16 protein-coding genes are annotated in these 15,882 nt (G+C 66.8%); 11 read left to right on the top strand and 5 right to left on the bottom strand.

Annotated features, from left to right (window positions below; genetic code table 11):
- Positions 1-260 precede the first annotated feature (260 nt).
- Positions 261-1,124 carry a fatty acid desaturase gene (locus tag H0O22_RS11215; RefSeq protein WP_185188414.1) on the top strand — a complete coding sequence of 288 codons (864 nt, stop codon included), beginning with the start codon at positions 261-263 and terminating at the stop codon, positions 1,122-1,124.
- On the opposite strand, the gene H0O22_RS11210 is transcribed toward H0O22_RS11215, so the two are convergent.
- Positions 1,121-1,897 (bottom strand): hypothetical protein, encoded by a 777-nt coding sequence (locus H0O22_RS11210; RefSeq protein ID WP_185186725.1) that lies wholly within the window; start codon positions 1,895-1,897, stop codon positions 1,121-1,123. The genes H0O22_RS11215 and H0O22_RS11210 overlap by 4 nt on opposite strands.
- A 62-nt stretch (positions 1,898-1,959) precedes the next feature.
- Here H0O22_RS11210 and H0O22_RS11205 point away from each other — a divergent pair, with 62 nt between their 5' ends.
- The 7 genes from H0O22_RS11205 (at position 1,960) to H0O22_RS11175 (ending at position 8,573) form a co-directional block, all read left to right on the top strand.
- A complete protein-coding gene (locus H0O22_RS11205; RefSeq protein ID WP_185186724.1) occupies positions 1,960-2,862 on the top strand; it encodes a fatty acid desaturase in 903 nt (300 codons plus the stop codon).
- A gap of 38 nt (positions 2,863-2,900) precedes the next feature.
- Positions 2,901-3,359 (top strand): 50S ribosomal protein L9, encoded by a 459-nt coding sequence (rplI, locus tag H0O22_RS11200; RefSeq protein ID WP_185186723.1) that lies wholly within the window; start codon positions 2,901-2,903, stop codon positions 3,357-3,359.
- Between the two features lie 115 nt (positions 3,360-3,474).
- Positions 3,475-4,890, top strand: coding sequence for a replicative DNA helicase (gene dnaB / locus H0O22_RS11195; protein ID WP_185186722.1), 1,416 nt, complete (start codon positions 3,475-3,477; stop codon positions 4,888-4,890).
- A gap of 9 nt (positions 4,891-4,899) precedes the next feature.
- Entirely contained in the window at positions 4,900-6,822 is a 1,923-nt protein-coding gene (gene mnmG / locus H0O22_RS11190) for a tRNA uridine-5-carboxymethylaminomethyl(34) synthesis enzyme MnmG (protein WP_185186721.1), read from the top strand.
- A 24-nt stretch (positions 6,823-6,846) separates the two neighbouring features.
- Entirely contained in the window at positions 6,847-7,521 is a 675-nt protein-coding gene (locus tag H0O22_RS11185; RefSeq protein ID WP_185186720.1) for a hypothetical protein, read from the top strand.
- A 7-nt stretch (positions 7,522-7,528) separates the two neighbouring features.
- A complete protein-coding gene (locus tag H0O22_RS11180) occupies positions 7,529-8,146 on the top strand; it encodes a chorismate lyase (protein WP_185186719.1) in 618 nt (205 codons plus the stop codon).
- Positions 8,147-8,216: 70 nt separating this feature from the next.
- A complete protein-coding gene (locus tag H0O22_RS11175) occupies positions 8,217-8,573 on the top strand; it encodes a hypothetical protein (RefSeq protein ID WP_185186718.1) in 357 nt (118 codons plus the stop codon).
- Here H0O22_RS11175 and H0O22_RS11170 read toward each other — a convergent pair.
- Together H0O22_RS11170 and H0O22_RS11165 are read right to left on the bottom strand one after the other, a co-directional pair.
- Positions 8,510-9,124 carry a hypothetical protein gene (locus tag H0O22_RS11170; RefSeq protein WP_255439304.1) on the bottom strand — a complete coding sequence of 205 codons (615 nt, stop codon included), beginning with the start codon at positions 9,122-9,124 and terminating at the stop codon, positions 8,510-8,512. The genes H0O22_RS11175 and H0O22_RS11170 overlap by 64 nt on opposite strands.
- 133 nt (positions 9,125-9,257) lie before the next feature.
- Complete coding sequence (locus tag H0O22_RS11165) at positions 9,258-9,788, bottom strand: SprT family zinc-dependent metalloprotease (protein ID WP_185186717.1); 531 nt, start codon at positions 9,786-9,788, stop codon at positions 9,258-9,260.
- Between the two features lie 83 nt (positions 9,789-9,871).
- Here H0O22_RS11165 and H0O22_RS11160 point away from each other — a divergent pair, with 83 nt between their 5' ends.
- The 3 genes from H0O22_RS11160 to H0O22_RS11150 are packed head-to-tail and all read left to right on the top strand — an operon-like array spanning position 9,872 to position 12,510.
- Entirely contained in the window at positions 9,872-10,300 is a 429-nt protein-coding gene (locus H0O22_RS11160; RefSeq protein WP_185186716.1) for a hypothetical protein, read from the top strand.
- 12 nt (positions 10,301-10,312) lie between these two features.
- On the top strand, positions 10,313-12,349 hold the full coding sequence (ligA, locus tag H0O22_RS11155) for an NAD-dependent DNA ligase LigA (RefSeq protein WP_185186715.1): 2,037 nt from the start codon (positions 10,313-10,315) through the stop codon (positions 12,347-12,349).
- Positions 12,346-12,510, top strand: a complete 165-nt coding sequence (locus H0O22_RS11150) for a hypothetical protein (RefSeq protein WP_185186714.1) — start codon at positions 12,346-12,348, stop codon at positions 12,508-12,510. The genes ligA and H0O22_RS11150 overlap by 4 nt, the downstream gene beginning before the upstream one ends.
- Here the strand turns inward: H0O22_RS11150 and H0O22_RS11145 are convergent.
- Both H0O22_RS11145 and H0O22_RS11140 read right to left on the bottom strand, forming a co-directional pair.
- Entirely contained in the window at positions 12,495-13,100 is a 606-nt protein-coding gene (locus H0O22_RS11145; RefSeq protein ID WP_185186713.1) for a TVP38/TMEM64 family protein, read from the bottom strand. The two genes, H0O22_RS11150 and H0O22_RS11145, sit on opposite strands and share 16 nt — an antisense overlap.
- Entirely contained in the window at positions 13,100-15,880 is a 2,781-nt protein-coding gene (locus tag H0O22_RS11140) for a valine--tRNA ligase (RefSeq protein ID WP_255439302.1), read from the bottom strand. The genes H0O22_RS11145 and H0O22_RS11140 overlap by 1 nt, the downstream gene beginning before the upstream one ends.
- Between the last annotated feature and the right edge of the window lie 2 nt (positions 15,881-15,882).

Below are 15,882 nucleotides of genomic sequence, written 5' to 3'. Positions count from 1 at the left end.
GCTCCCGCGTGCCGGTGGCCCAGCCGTCTAGATTTTTCGAACTGATGTCTTAACTACAGCCCTGCGCTGCAGATCGACATCCCAGGCCATTGGTGCGCAGGCTCCCCCGTTGGAGCACCCCAGCGACCCGACGCCTGCGCCCCCTTCAGGAGTTCACTTTGGTCCTAGCCCACGACACCGCTGCTGCGGCCGCCTCCCAACGCGACGGGGCGGACCAAGCCGGCGGATCCAATGGGTACACCGCGGCCCAGGAGGCTCGGATGCGCGCCGCTTTGGTGGTGCCCCGCGCTCAACTTCCCCGTAGTCAGAAGAAATACAAGTCCGGGACCACCGGCTTCATGCTGGCGATCCACATCGGCGCCGTCTTTGCCCTGCTGCCCCAGTACTGGAGCTGGCAAGGGGTTGCCGTCCTCGCGGTCCTGTACTGGACAACCGTGATCGGCGTCACCCTGGGCCTGCACCGTCTGGTGGCCCACCGGAGTTTTGTCGCGCCCAAGTGGGTCGAGCGCGTCCTCGTGGTGATGGGCACCCTGGCATGCCAGAGCGGTCCGATCGAGTGGGTCGGCCTGCACCGTCACCACCACAAGTTCTCCGACCAGCCCAACGATCACCACGACGCCGCCCGCGGTCTGTGGTGGGCCCACAGCGATTGGATGCTCCATGAGATCCCCGCGATCAAGGAGATCCATCGCTTCACCGGCGACATGCTCCAGGACCCGCTCTACCGCTGGCTGGACCGCTGGTTCCTGCTGCTGCAGATCCCCCTGGGCGCCGCTCTCTATTGGTACGGCAACGCCGCCCAAGTCCACGGTGGCGGACTCGGCCTAGTGCTCTGGTCCATCCCCCTGCGCCTGGTGCTCGTCTATCACGTGACCTGGCTGGTGAATTCCGCCACCCACGCCTTCGGCTACCGCAACTTCGACTGCCCGGACCTGTCGCGCAATTGCTGGTGGGTCGCGATTCTGAGCTTCGGTGAGGGCTGGCACAACAACCATCACGCCCACCCCTCCAGTGCCCGCCACGGCCTGCGCTGGTTTGAGTTCGACATCACCTGGCAGCACATCAAGCTGCTGCGCAAGCTGGGCTGGGCGAAGCGCGTTCGCGAAGCCCGCTACAGCGGCTAAGCCTGCAACTGTCGGCGGATCGCCTCCGCCAGATCAGACTCCCCGTCCCCTTGGCCCGGCTGCTCCAGCAGTCGGGCTTTTTGGCGCAAGAGATCCAGAAATTGGTCGGCGCTGAGCTCCTGCTCATCCGCCGCGCCGAGCACCGCCAGGGTCCGGCGCAGGTCAGCCAATTCCGCGTCGAGCTCCTCCGCGCTGTACTCCCGCTGACCGGCCATGACCTCAGCGAAACGCTCCCGCCGCTGCCGCTTCTCGGCGGGATAGGCCGCGATCAATTGCTCCCGGCAGAGACGCCAGGGACGCCCCGCGGTCAGCAGCTCCGCCAAGGCCGCGCTCAGGCCTGCGGCTTCCACCGCGTCGATGCGCAGGTCAAAGGCCCCGGGCGGCTGGCGCAGGCCGACAAAGATCTCGAAGAGCTGCGCCGGGCCCAAGGCTTCACCGGAATCACTCAGCAGCGCCAGGGATGAGGCCTGCAGGGCGGCCAGCAACTCGGGCTGATCGCTGACCTGCTGCTCGAGCTCAGCTGAGAGCCCCGCAGACCCCTGGGCCGCCAACAGCTCATTGATGCGCCCCAGCGCCACGAACAGTTCCGGCCCCGGGGAGGCCAACTTGCGATTGCGCAGGTTGGAGAGCTGGGAATTGTGGACCCGGCCGAGCTCCAGGCGCTCCGCCAAGGCCGGCAAAACCCTCTGACTCCAACCGTTCCGCTCGTGCCAGACCTTGATCAGATGCCCGAATGCATCACGGCCCGCTTCGAGTTCGTCCCGATAATTCACCCGATACGGATCCGTACTGCTACCATTTTAGCGAGAACACCGCGTCCGTATCGGGAGGGGGCATGACCGCCACCATCAGCCGCAGCAGCGCTTGGGCCAACCACGCCCAAACGCCCATCACCAAACTTCCCCGCAACTGGGCAGTCATCAGCTTCATGGCCGCCCTGCATGGCCTGGCCCTCATCGCCCTACTTCCGCAGTTCTGGAGCTGGGGATCCACCGCGACCCTGCTGATCCTCTATTGGGTCACGGCCTGCCTCGGGGTCACCATCGGCTACCACCGGCTGCTCTCCCACCGGGCGCTGCGGCTTCCGCAATGGCTCGAGCGCTTCTTTGCCACCTGCGGTGCCCTGAGCTGCCAGCAAGGCCCGATTGACTGGGTCGGGCTGCACCGCCACCACCACAAGTTTTCGGATACGGATTCAGATCACCACAACAGCCATCGCGGCTTCTGGTGGAGCCACATGGGCTGGATGTTCCGCGACATCCCGGCCGAGCGGGCCATCCCGCACTTCACAGGGGACCTGGCCAAGGACCCCTACTACCGCTGGCTGAACCGCTGGTTCCTGGTGCTGCAGTTGCCCCTCGCAGGACTGCTCTTCTGGATTGGCAGCGTCACCGGCGCCGGCGGCTGGGCCCTGGTGCTCTGGGGCATTCCCCTGCGCCTGGTGCTCGTCTACCACTGCACCTGGTTGGTGAATTCCGCCACCCACCGCTGGGGCTACATTCGCCACAGCAGTGGCGACGGCTCCCGCAACAACCCCTGGGTGGCCGCCCTGACCTTTGGCGAGGGCTGGCACAACACCCACCACGCCTATCCCCACTCCGCTCGCCACGGCTGGGGCTGGCGCGAACCGGACCTCACCTGGATGCACATCCAGCTGCTGCAACGGCTGGGACTCGCTACCCAGGTGCGCCTGCCCGCGCCGCTGCTAGCACAGGCCGCAAGTGGTGGCGTAGTCTGATCAATCGCCAAATTCGCTGATCGTTCGACTGCAACCCCATGGCTAAGCGTGTATCCGTAGTCCTCAGCGAGGACGTCCTGAGCCTGGGCAAGAACGGTGACCTGGTGGAAGTTGCCCCCGGTTATGCCCGCAACTTCCTCCTGCCCCAAGGCAAAGCTGTTCCCCTGACCCCCGCGGTCCTGAAGCAGGTGGAGCACCGCCGCGCCAAGGAAGCCGAGCGTCAGGCCGCCCTCAAGCAGGAAGCCCTGGACTTCCGCACTGCCCTCGACACCATCGGCCGCTTCACCGTCAAGAAGCAGACCGGTGGCGACGACGTGCTCTTCGGCACCGTGACCAACGCCGACGTGGCTGAGGCCATCGAGGCCGCCACCAAAAAGGAAGTGGATCGCCGCGACATCATCGTCCCCGAAATCCACCGCACCGGCACCTACAAGGTGCAGGTCAAGCTCCACAGCGCCGTCACCGCCGAGATCAACCTCGAAGTGGTCAGCCACTAAGAACCGTTCAACGTGGTCTAGGCGAACCCCAGGGTTCCCGCCACAATGAGCACCCCCTTCGCCGTCAGGCCCCAACGGGACTGACGGCTTTTTCTTTGCAGCCCCTCCCAAAGCAATGGTGAGCGTTCCCCTGAACCAAAGCGACGCCGAGGAGGGCGGCGGCCGCGGGGCGCCCCGGGGCCGGCCACGGGAGGACGAGCGTTTCGAGGCGATGCCCGACGGGGTGCCGCCCCAGAACCTGGAGGCCGAAGAAGCGGTCCTGGGCGGGATCCTGCTGGACCCGGATGCCATCGGCCGCGTGGCCGACGTGCTGCAACCGGAGGCCTTCTATCTCTCAGCCCACCGGGAGATCTATCGCACCGCCTTGATGCTGCACAGCCAGGGCAAACCCACCGACCTGACGGCTATGACCGCCTGGTTGGCGGACACCGGCGCCCTCGAGAAGGTCGGCGGCAGCAGCCGGCTGGTGGAGCTCGTGGAGCGCACCCTCTCCACGGCCTCGATCGACCAGGTCGCGCGCCTGGTGATGGACAAGTTCCTGCGCCGTCAGCTGATCCGCTCAGGCAATGAGGTGATCCAGCTGGGCTTCGATCAGGGCAAGCCCATGGAGCAGGTGCTCGATGAGGCCGAGCAGAAGATCTTTGCCATCAGCCAGGAGAAACCCAGCACGGGCCTGACCCCCACGGCTGAAATCCTGACGGCCACCTTTAACGAGATCGAGAGCCGCTCCCTGGGAACGGCCGTGGCCGGCATCCCGGTCAACTTCTACGACCTCGATGCCATGACCCAGGGGCTGCAGCGCAGCGACCTGATCATCGTGGCCGGACGCCCCGCCATGGGGAAGACCGCGATCACGCTGAACCTGGCCAAGAACGTCGCCCAGCTCCACAACCTGCCGGTCTGCGTCTTCTCCTTGGAGATGAGCAAAGAGCAGCTGACCTACCGCCTATTGGCCATGGAGGTGGGCATCGAGAGCGGCCGGCTGCGGACCGGCCGGCTGCAACCCGAGGAGTGGCCGCTGCTGGGACAAGGCATCAGCACCCTCGGGCAGATTCCGATCTACATCGACGACAAACCCAACGTGGGGGTGCTCGAGATGCGCTCCCTCTGCCGGCGGCTGATGGCCGAAAGCGGCAAGGAGCTCGGGGTCGTGATCATCGACTACCTGCAGCTCATGGAAGGGGGCGGCTCGGACAACCGCGTCCAGGAGCTGTCCCGCATCACCCGAGGCCTCAAACAGATGGCCCGTGAACTGAACGTGCCGGTCATCGCCCTCTCCCAGCTGAGCCGGGGCGTGGAATCCCGGACCAACAAGCGACCGATGCTCAGTGACCTGCGGGAATCGGGCTCGATCGAGCAGGACGCCGACCTAGTGCTGATGATCTACCGGGACGAGTACTACAACCCTGACACGGCCGACCGGGGCATCACCGAGATCATCGTGACCAAGCACCGGAACGGGCCGGTGGGCACGGTCAAGCTGCTGTTTGAGCCGCAGTACACCCGCTTCCGCAACCTGGCGGCGCCGTAGCGTCAACCCATGGTTTCCGCTGACTTCGCCCCGATCGAGCACTTCGACGTGATCGTCGTCGGCGGCGGTCATGCCGGCTGCGAAGCGGCCATCACCGCGGCGCGCTTGGGCTGCAGCACCGCACTCTTCTCCCTCAACCTCGACCGGATCGCCTGGCAGCCCTGCAATCCGGCGGTGGGCGGTCCGGCCAAGAGTCAGCTAGTCCACGAGGTGGATGCCCTCGGCGGCGTGATCGGACGGCTCGCGGATGCCACGGCCCTGCAGAAACGGGTCCTGAACGCCAGCCGCGGACCCGCGGTCTGGGCCCTGCGCGCCCAAACCGACAAACGCCAGTACTCCCGTCAGATGCTGCAACTGCTGCAGCACACCCCCAACCTGGCCCTGCGCGAGGCGATGGTGACCGGACTCGTGGTCGAGGACGCCGTCATCCAGGGCGTGCGCACCTACTTCGGCAGCACCTACAGCGCTGGGGCCGTGATCCTGACCGCCGGCACCTTCCTGGGCGGGCAGATCTGGGTAGGGCATCAATCCATGTCCGCCGGCCGCGCCGGTGAGCAGGCCGCCGAAGGTCTGACCGAGGCCCTGCAGGAACTGGGCTTCCAGACGGACCGCCTCAAGACCGGAACCCCGGCCCGGGTGGATCGCCGCAGCATCGCCCTCGATCAACTGGAGGAGCAACCCAGCGACGCCGCCGATCGCTACTTCTCCTTTGATCCCGCCAGCTGGGTCAGTGGAGAGCAGATGAGCTGCCACATCACCCGCACAACCGCGGCCACCCACCAGCTGATCCGAGACAACCTGCACCTCACCCCGATCTACGGCGGGGTCATCGACAGCAAGGGGCCCCGCTACTGCCCCTCGATCGAAGACAAGATCGTGCGCTTTGCCGACAAGGACAGCCACCAGATCTTCCTGGAGCCCGAGGGCCGAGACACCCCGGAGATCTACGTCCAGGGCTTCTCCACGGGGCTACCGGAGCGGCTGCAACTGGAGCTGCTGCGCACCCTGCCGGGCCTGGAGCAGTGCGTGATGCTGCGCCCGGCCTACGCCGTCGATTACGACTACCTGCCCGCCACCCAGCTCAAGCCCTCCCTGGAGACCAAACGGGTCAAAGGCCTCTTTAGTGCCGGCCAACTCAACGGCACCACCGGCTACGAGGAAGCGGCAGCCCAAGGGCTCGTGGCGGGCCTCAATGCCGTGCGTCAGCTGCGGCAGCAGGAGCCCGTCCACTTCCCGCGGGAGGGGAGCTACATCGGCACGATGATCGATGACCTGATCACCAAGGATCTGCGGGAGCCCTACCGGGTGCTGACTAGCCGCAGCGAATACCGCCTGGTGCTGCGCGGAGACAACGCCGACCGCAGGCTGACACCCCTCGGGCGTGAGCTGGGCTTGATCGATGACCGTCGCTGGGGGATCTACGAGCGCAAACAGGAGGCGATCGAGGCCGAAAAACAACGTCTCGAGAGCGTCCGCCTGAAGGTCAGTGACCCTGTGGCACCGGCAGTGGTCGAGGAAACCAAGGCAGCCATCAAGGGATCGATCACCCTTGCCGACCTCCTGCGGCGTCCGGGATTCCACAGCGGAGACCTGGTACGCCATGGCCTCGCCGAAGCCGAGCTCCCCCTGGACGTGCGCGAAGGGGCCGAGATCGACATCAAGTACAGCGGCTACCTGGCCCGGCAGCAGCAGCAAATCGATCAACTGAAAAAGCAAGCCGAGCGCCGCATCCCCGAGGGCATCGATTACGAGCGCATCGGCACCCTCTCGCGGGAAGCCCGCGAGAAACTCAGCGCCATCCAACCGAGCAACCTGGGGCAGGCCTCGCGGATTCCCGGGGTCAGCCATGCCGACGTGACGGCCCTGATGCTCTGGCTGGAGTTGGAGAGTCGCCGCAACAACACCCTCGTCAGCAGCCCGCAAAGCCGATAAGGTTCGGCGACAGCGCTGCCCCGTGTGAGCACTCTCCGCTCCACCAACACCTCAAGGGCCTACTGGGAGCTCAAGGCCGAGCAGGTGATGGATCGGGTCTTCCATCCCAACAGCGACCCGGCACCTGAGCTGCAGGAGACGATCGAAGTCGACGTCCGCGAAGCAACGCCAACCCCGGCGAGCAGTGCAGCCGCAACGTCGATCGCCGAGCGCCTACGCGCCAAGCAATGGGTCATCGCCGCGGTGATCCTCTGCTCCCTCGGCGCCAGCGTGGGGCTCTGGCAGGGCTGGAGCACCGCCCAACGCCAATTGCGGCTGGAGCGCAATGCCCGTCTGCTGAGCGACCTGCACAACCTCAGCCCCAGCGACGAACCTGCCCCCAGCACCTCGCTCCCGCCGCCGCCGGTGGAGGAAGCCTGGATTGCCCAGCTGCCGCCGCTTCCCGCAGTTCCAGCTGCCCTGGAACCCGCGACCAGCTCAGCGCAGCCGCAGCCCGCACTGCCCGAATTGGTCGGCGTGGTCCAAATCCCCGGCCAACGGGGGTCGGCCATCTTTCAGCAGGGCGCCAGCTCCAGCAACGCGCTCGTCGGAGAGCAGATCGGCAGCAGCGGTTGGCGCCTGGTGGCCATCCAGAGCGATGGGGCCGTGATTGAACGCAATGGGATGCGCCGGCGCGTCAGCATCGGAGCCGGTCTTTGACGCCAAGATGCTGAGCAGCCCGCAGCAAGCCACCGAACTCTGGCCCTCGCCCCAGCCCCTCTGGCAAGCCGCGCCTGAGGCCGTGGCGGCAGGACTGTGCAGCGACGCGAGCAGCGATGGCCCCCAACTCAGCGGCCCCTGGCGCCTGCTGCTTCTCGGGGATGGCAGTCCCACCCGGCACCTCCAGTCACTCACCGGGCAGCCCGTTCAGGTGGAAGTGATCGCGATGCAGGCCGACCAGCAGGTGGCCAGCGAAGCGCCCCAGGAGGTGGAAGAGCTCGAGCCCCCCTTGCTGCGGCGCCAGGTCTGGCTGCGCTGCGGCCCCCTCACCCTGGCCTGGGCCGAGAGCTGGTGGAACCAGCAGCAAGCGGAGCGCCATCTGCAGGCCCGCAACCAGCCGATCTGGACGAGCCTCACCGCGAACCGCGCCGAGCTCTACCGGGAGGTGGATGGCCTTGCGCGCGTGCAGGCCCCCTGGCTGGAGGACGGATTTGGCATGGCCGGCCCCTACTGGAGCCGGCACTACCGCTTTTTCCGCGGCGGCCGGGAGCTCACCGTGATCCGAGAAGTCTTCTCACCGCTTCTGGAGCGCTGGCTCGGCCCCGCAGAACACAAAACTCCATAACATTTTCTTGCAGGTGTTACGAGTTGAACCAGAAAAGGGTTGACAGGTTGCGCCTAGGTGTGCTGGCGGGATGATTGACCTAACGCAAGCGATGGTCATGACCGTGATTCCCCTCAGGAGCCGCTCACGCAGACGGCCCCACACCAGCACCAGTCCGCCCCAGCCCACCCTCGTCGAGCAGTGGGCCTCCCTCCTTGAACTGCTCTCCGACGGCTGCGCCTCGATCAGCACCAGCGTCGAGCAAATGGCCGAGGACGTTCCTCGCGAATTAATTGCACCCGTGAACGCCCAACTGCGCGAGCAGGGCTGTCCCTTCCAGGTCCAAGAACGGAGAGCCCGAACCCGGCGCTCCAAGCACCAGGTTCAGCGTGACCGCCGCCGGGTTGAGCGGGGCAACGACCTGCCCAGGCCGGCATCGAACGGCTGAGGATCAACGACCTCCACTGTTCGATCTGAGCTGGTTCGATCTGAACCGGCTCGATTTGAACTGGAGCGATCCGAACGCGTGGGATCCGGCATCCGTGGGCTGGTCTCGCGCTTCCAGCGGTTCAGCGTGAAGCTGTCGTCTTCCGGCCAAGCATCGGGCTCGGCAGGTTCTTGGGCCGACGCCGGGACACTGGGCTGCGGCTGAGCCTCAACGCGAACAGGGGGGCGAACGGATCGGCCCCGGCGGGAGATCGCGTCTAAGGGTTGACGACGGCTCTGGGCTGGCGACGCAGGCTCTTCCCAGGACTCCCGCCAGCCGTCATCGTCCTCCAGCAGCCAATCGATCTTGTCCTCCACCCAACGTCCGACCTGATCCAGGCGCAGGCCTGATGAAGCGCGACGACCACCGGGACGGGCGCCGGAGACACCATCGACGAACTGGCGACCCGCTGACACCCACTGGTCCATCCGTTGGTCCAGGCCTCGCTCCCCACGGCGGTACGCCGGGCGCTCGGGCCGCTCGGAGGACCAGTCGTCGTAGGAGTCGCGCATCAACTCAGGCTAGTGAGACCTAGCCCCGGCCCAAGCGGCGGGCACGCAACCAGCGCTCACGCCCAAGGCCCAGCAGGGCGATCGAGACGCCGCTGAGCTGCCAAACCCAAAGAACCGTGGCCATGGGCGGAACTTAGGCGGCGGAGCGCTCGAAGACCAGCTGGAAACGGGCGCTCCAACGGCCCCCTTCAAAGCGATCGCAGCAGCGCCGGCAGGCCACCCCCTGGCGGCGGCGGCGATAGGGGGACTGCAAACCGCAGCCCGGGCAACGGGCCAGCCACTTCGCCGGTTGCGCCGGCACCGGAAAACTGTGGCGGACGCTGACTTGAAACTCCTGCTGCGCCCCATTAATGGCCGCCATCCGCGCCCGGAAGTGGGGACCGTGGACCTCGTCGGCCCGCACCACCCAATGGATCCAGGCGTGGATCATCTCGTGGCAGAGCGTGCTGAGGCAGGCCTCCAGGGGCAGCGGTTCGAGCAGGGGTCGCGAGAGAACGATCTCGCTGACACCGGGGCCATAGCGATACAGACCGGCGCTGCGCCGCATGCGTCCATCGCTCCAACGCACGCTCACCAGGCTGGTCCCATCGGCGCTGGCCAGGGAACCCTCGAAGTGCTCGCGGTTGAGGCGGTGATAAAGCGGCAGCAGCGGTGCGAGGGGCACGCCGGAGGAGCTGGACGGCTACGCCGCATTCTGACGGGCCCGTCAGTCAGACTCATGAGCCGCATGTACTCGTCCCGGGCGCGATGGACCTCAATACGGCCCTGATTTCTCAGATCGGCACCAAAGCCCTGTTGGCTGGCGCCGGGGCCCTGCTCCTGTACTGGACCATCAGCGCCGTCAAGCTGGTGCTGGAAGCCCGGGGCATCAATCCCGTAATCAAGCAGTTCTTCACCCAGGTGGCCTCCGGCCGCATTGACGCCGCCTACCTGCTGACCACGAAGAACTACCGCTCCCACGTGAACCGGCAGCAGTTCATTCGCTTCCTGGCTGGCCTGCAGCTGAACAAGTACCGCAACCTCAAGTCCGGGCGTCCCCGCATCCAGGAGGACCAAATCACCCTGACCGTGAAGCTCAAGGCCGAAGACAACGCCGAGCTGCCCCTGGACTTCACCTTCGTGAAGGTCGAGGACGACTGGAAAGTTGATCGCATTCAAAAGATGGCCGCTGCCTGATCACGCCCTGCCGTGACCAGCGAGCCCCAGACACGCGCCAGCGAACTGCGTGCCCTTCTGAACCAAGCCGCGCACGCTTACTACGTGCTCGATGCCCCCTTGATGGAGGACGCGGTCTACGACCGCCTCTATCGCGAGCTCCTGGATCTGGAGAGCGCCGACCCCAGCCTGATCAGCGCCGATAGCCCCACCCAGCGCGTCGGGGGAGCACCGGCGGCGGGCTTCAGCAGCGTGCGCCACCGCATCGGCCTGCTCAGCCTCGACAACGCCTTCAACACCAGCGAGCTCGAGGCCTGGTACGGCCGACTGCTCAAGGTGCTCGATCGCGAGCCGGGCACCGCGCTGCCGATGGTCGGTGAGCTGAAGATCGACGGCAACGCCCTCGCCCTCAGCTACGAGAACGGCGTCCTGGTGCGGGCGGCCACCCGCGGCGACGGCGAGCAAGGGGAGGAGATCACCGCCAATGTCCGCACGATCGCCTCGGTCCCGCTGCGGTTGCAGCTGGAGAACCCACCGGCCTGGCTGGAGGTGCGCGGCGAGGCCCTGATCCCCGACGGCACCTTTGCGGCCATCAACAGCGAGCGTCAGGCCCGCGGCGAGGCCCTCTTCGCCAACCCCCGCAACGCCTGCGCCGGCACCCTGCGGCAACTGGATCCCAAGGTGGTCGCCGCGCGCAAGCTCGACTTCTTCGCCTACACCCTGCACCTCCCCGAGGACTGGACGGACGGCCCCGGCAGTCAGTGGGACGCCCTGGAGTGGCTCAAACGGGCCGGCTTCAAGGTCAATCCGAATGCCGCCCTGCTTCCCGATTTAGGGGCGGTCGCGGCTTTCTTTGAGCAGTGGGACGAGGGCCGTCGCCAGCTGAACTACGCCACCGATGGCGTCGTCGTGAAGCTCAACGACCTCAGGCTCCAAGACAGTGCGGGCTTCACCCAGAAGGCTCCCCGCTGGGCCATCGCCTTGAAATACCCGGCCGAGGAGGCCCCCAGCAAACTGCTGCGGCTCAGCTGCCAAGTGGGACGCACCGGCGTGATCACCCCGGTGGCCGAATTTGAACCCGTGCCCCTCGCCGGCACCAGCGTCAGTCGGGCCACCCTCCACAACGCCGATCGCCTGGTGGAGCTTGATCTCCACGCCGGCGACACCATCGTCGTGCGCAAGGCCGGCGAAATCATTCCAGAGGTGGTCCGGGTCCTGCCGGAGCTGCGCCCCGCTGGATCCCAGCGACTGGAACTCCCCCACACCTGCCCGGAATGCGGCTCGGAACTGGTCCGCGAAGAAGGGGAAGCCGCCACCCGCTGCGTGAACAGCAGCTGCCCTGCGATCCTCCGCGGCGCGCTGCGCCACTGGGTCAGCAAGGGCGCCCTTGATGTCGATGGCCTGGGCAGCAAGTTGATTGAACAACTGGTGGACCGCGGCCTGGTGGGCTCCATCGCCGACCTCTACCGGCTGGATGGGGCCCTGCTCTGCAGCCTGGAGCGCATGGGCAGCAAGAGCGCCGAGAACCTCGTGGCCGCCCTGGCCCAGTCCAAGCAACAGCCCTGGCACCGGCAGCTCTACGGCCTCGGCATTCACCACGTGGGCGAGGTCAACGCCAAAGCTCTCGCCAAGGCCTTCCCCAGCGCGGCGGACCTGGCCACCGCCGCCACGGAGACCCCCGAAGCGATCACCGCCGTCTACGGCATCGGCGGCGAGATCGCCCAAAGCCTCCAGCAATGGTTCTCCACCGGCGCCAACCAGGAGCTGCTCACGAGCCTGGAGCGCCTGGGCTTCAGCCTGGCCAGCGCCGACGAGGAGCAGCCCGAGCCGAGCGGCCCTGCCCCACTGGCCGGCCAAACCTTCGTGCTCACCGGCACCCTGCCCAGCCTCAGCCGCTCCCAGGCCCAGGCCCTGATCGAGGCCGCCGGAGGCAAGGTCACCGGCTCGGTCAGCAAAAAAACCAGCTACGTCGTGGCGGGCGAGGAAGCCGGCAGCAAGCTGAGCAAAGCGGAGAGCCTGGGGATCCCCGTGCTCGACGAAGCCAGCCTGCAAGCCCTCCTCGTCCCATGAGCCAACCCGCCGTCCACCGCTGGATCAAAACCGAATGCGGCCGGGCCAAGTACGCCGATCTCGCCCAGCGCCCCGGCCCCCTCGCCAAACTGCGGCTGGGCTGGTTCGTGCTGATTGCGGCGCTGCGGGACTGGCGCCTACCGGATCAATCGGATGGCTGAGCCGCCTTGAGGGCCCGCTGGGCGGCCCGGCCCACCAGCCAGACCGAGGCCACCGTGGCGGCAATCCCCACCACCCGGAGGGTCCAGGTGAAGGGATCCGCCTCACCGCTCAGCACGTCACCGAAGCGGGCCACATCACCGGCGAGGGCCCCCAAGCCGCAGAACAGGATCGTGCCGGGGATGATCCCGATCAGACCAAGCGTGTAATCGCGCAGGCTGACCTCGCTCAGGCCATAGGCCAGGTTGAGCAAGGAGAACGGAAACGCTGGCGAGAGGCGAGTCAGAAGGACCAGCTTCAAGCCTTCACGGCTGACCGCCTGCTCCACCGCCTGCAGCTTGGGGAACGCCTCAAGCCGGCCCATCGCCCAACCGCGCAGCCAGGTCCGTCCCAGCAAAAAGGCCGCTTCAGCCCCGAGGCAGGCCCCAATGAAGACGATCAAGCTGCCCCACCACGTGCCGTACAAGGCGCCGGCCAACATCGACGCCCAGACCCCCGGCAACAGCAACGTCACCCAAACCGCATAGAGAGGGATGAACAGCAGGGCCCCCGCGGGGGACTGCAGAACCGGGAGCCAGCTCTGCCAGTCCATCAACCCAGGTCGACCAGGCGCTTGCGGGCCAGCTCCGCCTGGGCCTCCGCCTCCGCCAAGTTGGCCTGGCACTCCGCCACCACCTCAGGGGGAGCCTTCGAGGCGAAGTTGGGATTGGAGAGGCGACCCGAGAGCCCCTTGATCTCCTTCTCCGCCTTGGCGATGTCCTTCTCCAGGCGGCCCCGCAGCGCATCGAGATCCACCAGACCGTCGATCGGCAGCAACACCTGCAGTTCACCGCTCACCCCGGCCAGGGCCTTCGCGGCGGGATTGGCCTCAGCGGCGGCGGGGTCGAGTACCTCCACCCGCTCCGCGCGGGTCAAGGCCGTGATGTCCGCGGTGGCGGCACTGAGCACCGACGCCAAGGCACTGCGGCCGGTCACGAACCGCACCGGAACGCTCTGGCTGGGCTTCAGGCCTGCCACCGCCCGCAGGTTGCGCACCACGCGAATCGCCTCAATCAAGTCGGCGAAAGACGCCTCTAGGTCGTCATCCAGGGCCGAGACGTCGAGGGTCGGCCAGGGCTGCAGCGCCAGGAACGTCTCCTCCAGCTCGCCGTTGAGGCCATGCCAGAGCTCCTCGCAGAGGTGGGGCATCAGGGGATGCAGCATCACCAGCAATTCATTCAGCGCCTTGGCCAGCACCTGGCGGGCCGTGCGTTGATCCGCCAGGGCTTCAGCGCTGGGGTTCTCGCCGGGGTTCAAGCGGCGCTTGATCAGCTCGACGTACCAGTCGCAGAGCTCGTTCCAGGCGAATTCATAGAGCCCCTTCGCCGCCTCGCCGAGGCCATAGCTGCCGTAGCGCTCAGCGCTCTCGCGGTTCACACGGGCCAACCGCGAGAGGATCCAACGGTCCGCCAGCTGCAGGGCCGCGGGATCGGGCTCACCCAGGCTCGCGGGGGTCTCGCCGCCCAGGTTCATCAGGGCAAAGCGGGTGACGTTCCAGAGCTTGTTGGCGAAGTTGCGTGAGGCCTCCACCGTCGCGGAGGTGTCCGACTTGCGGTCGTAATCCAGGCGAATGTCCTGGCCGGCACCTGCCACCTCACGCACCAGGGCAAAGCGCAGGGCGTCGGCGCCGTAGCGGTCGATCAGCAGCAGCGGATCGATGCCGTTGCCCGCCGACTTGCTCATCTTGCGGTTGTTCTCATCCCGCACCAGGCCGTGGATGTAGACGTCCTGGAAGGGCATCTTCCCGGTGAAGGCGCCGGCCATCATCGTCATCCGGGCCACCCAGAAAAAGATGATGTCGAAGCCCGTCACCAGCACGCTGGTGGGGTACCAGCGCTGCAGATCCGCCGCCTCAGCATTGGGCCATCCCATGGTGGAGAAGGGCCAGAGACCACTGGAGAACCAGGTGTCGAGGGCGTCCGGATCCTGCTCCAGGGCGGCACCCGCACCGAACTGGGCGTCCGCTTTGGCCTGGGCTTCCGCTGCATCACGGGCAACCACATAGGGGGTGGAATCGGTGATCACACCGCCGGTCTCACTGACCACAAACCAAGCGGGGATGCGGTGGCCCCACCAGAGCTGGCGGGAGATGCACCAATCGCGAATGTCGGTGAGCCAGTCGCGGTAGACCTTGCTCCAACGCTCCGGCACAAAGCGGGGATCGGCGTTCTCGAGGGCCTCGCGGCAGCGGGCCGCCAAGGGCTCGGTTTTGACAAACCACTGGGTGGAGAGCAGGGGCTCGACGGGCACCTTGCCCCGGTCGGAGAAGGGAACGCTGTGGCGGTAGTCCTCCACCTTCACCAGGAAGCCCTCCTCCTCCATCGCCGCCACCACGGCCTTGCGCGCCTCAAAGCGATCGAGGCCCTGGAAGCGACCGGCGGCCTCATTCATCGAGCCGTCCTTCGCCATCACCGTGATCAGCGGCAGGTTGTGGCGCTGACCGATCGCGAAGTCATTGGGGTCGTGGGCGGGGGTGACCTTGACGCAGCCCGTCCCGAACTCGGCATCGACGTGGTCGTCGGCCACGATCGGAATCTCCCTACCCACCAGCGGCAGGGTCAGGGTCTGGCCCACCAGCTCCGCATAGCGGGGGTCCTTCGGGTTCACCGCCACGCCGGTGTCGCCGAGGAGGGTTTCGGGGCGGGTCGTCGCCACCTCCAGGAAGCCCTGGCCGCTGCTCAGGGGATAGCGGAAGTGCCAGAGGTGGCCATCCACCTCCTTCATCTCCACCTCCAGATCGCTCACGGCTGACCCGGAGGCGGGGCACCAATTCACCAGGTACTCGCCCCGGTAGATCAAGCCCTGCTCGTGCAGGCGGTTGAAGGCCTCGATCACCGCTTCGCTGCAGCCGGCGTCGAGGGTGAAGCGCTCCCGGCGCCAATCCACCGAATAACCGAGGCGACGCAGCTGCCCGACGATCGTGCCGCCGCTCTGGGCCTTCCACTCCCAGGCCTTCTCCAGGAAGGCCTCACGGCCGAGGTCTTCCTTGCGCTTGCCGTCGGCTTTGAGCTGCTTCTCCAGGATCGTCTGGACTGCGATCGAGGCGTGGTCGGTGCCGGGCAGGCACAACACGTTTTTGCCCTGGAGCCGCTGGAAGCGGACGATCGTGTCAATCAGGGCCGTGTTGAAGGCGTGGCCCATGTGCAGGCTGCCGGTCACGTTTGGCGGTGGAATCACCACCGAAAACGGCTCACCGGGGGCCTTCGGGTCGGGGTGAAAGGCGCCTTGGGTTTCCCAGGCCTGCTGCCAACGGGCCTCGGTACCCACCGGGTCGTACGTCTTGGACAGAGCCTCCGCAGCGGTGGCAGGAGCAGCGGCGGTGGCCTCGGTCACGG

This window comes from Synechococcus sp. LTW-R, from assembly GCF_014217875.1.
GTDB lineage: Bacteria > Cyanobacteriota > Cyanobacteriia > PCC-6307 > Cyanobiaceae > Vulcanococcus.
This window is presented reverse-complemented; position numbering and strand designations above follow the sequence as displayed.

Bases quoted from the DNA above. Each gene is read 5' to 3' on its own strand.
- H0O22_RS11150 (WP_185186714.1), top strand. From the start codon at position 12,346: ATGAGCCAACCCGCCGTCCACCGCTGGATCAAAACCGAATGCGGCCGG.
- mnmG (WP_185186721.1), top strand. From the start codon at position 4,900: ATGGTTTCCGCTGACTTCGCCCCGATCGAGCACTTCGACGTGATCGTC.
- H0O22_RS11215 (WP_185188414.1), top strand. From the start codon at position 261: ATGCGCGCCGCTTTGGTGGTGCCCCGCGCTCAACTTCCCCGTAGTCAG.
- H0O22_RS11145 (WP_185186713.1), bottom strand. From the start codon at position 13,100: ATGGACTGGCAGAGCTGGCTCCCGGTTCTGCAGTCCCCCGCGGGGGCC.
- H0O22_RS11170 (WP_255439304.1), bottom strand. From the start codon at position 9,124: ATGCGCGACTCCTACGACGACTGGTCCTCCGAGCGGCCCGAGCGCCCG.
- H0O22_RS11180 (WP_185186719.1), top strand. From the start codon at position 7,529: ATGCTGAGCAGCCCGCAGCAAGCCACCGAACTCTGGCCCTCGCCCCAG.
- H0O22_RS11175 (WP_185186718.1), top strand. From the start codon at position 8,217: ATGATTGACCTAACGCAAGCGATGGTCATGACCGTGATTCCCCTCAGG.
- H0O22_RS11205 (WP_185186724.1), top strand. From the start codon at position 1,960: ATGACCGCCACCATCAGCCGCAGCAGCGCTTGGGCCAACCACGCCCAA.
- H0O22_RS11160 (WP_185186716.1), top strand. From the start codon at position 9,872: ATGGACCTCAATACGGCCCTGATTTCTCAGATCGGCACCAAAGCCCTG.
- dnaB (WP_185186722.1), top strand. From the start codon at position 3,475: ATGGTGAGCGTTCCCCTGAACCAAAGCGACGCCGAGGAGGGCGGCGGC.
- rplI (WP_185186723.1), top strand. From the start codon at position 2,901: ATGGCTAAGCGTGTATCCGTAGTCCTCAGCGAGGACGTCCTGAGCCTG.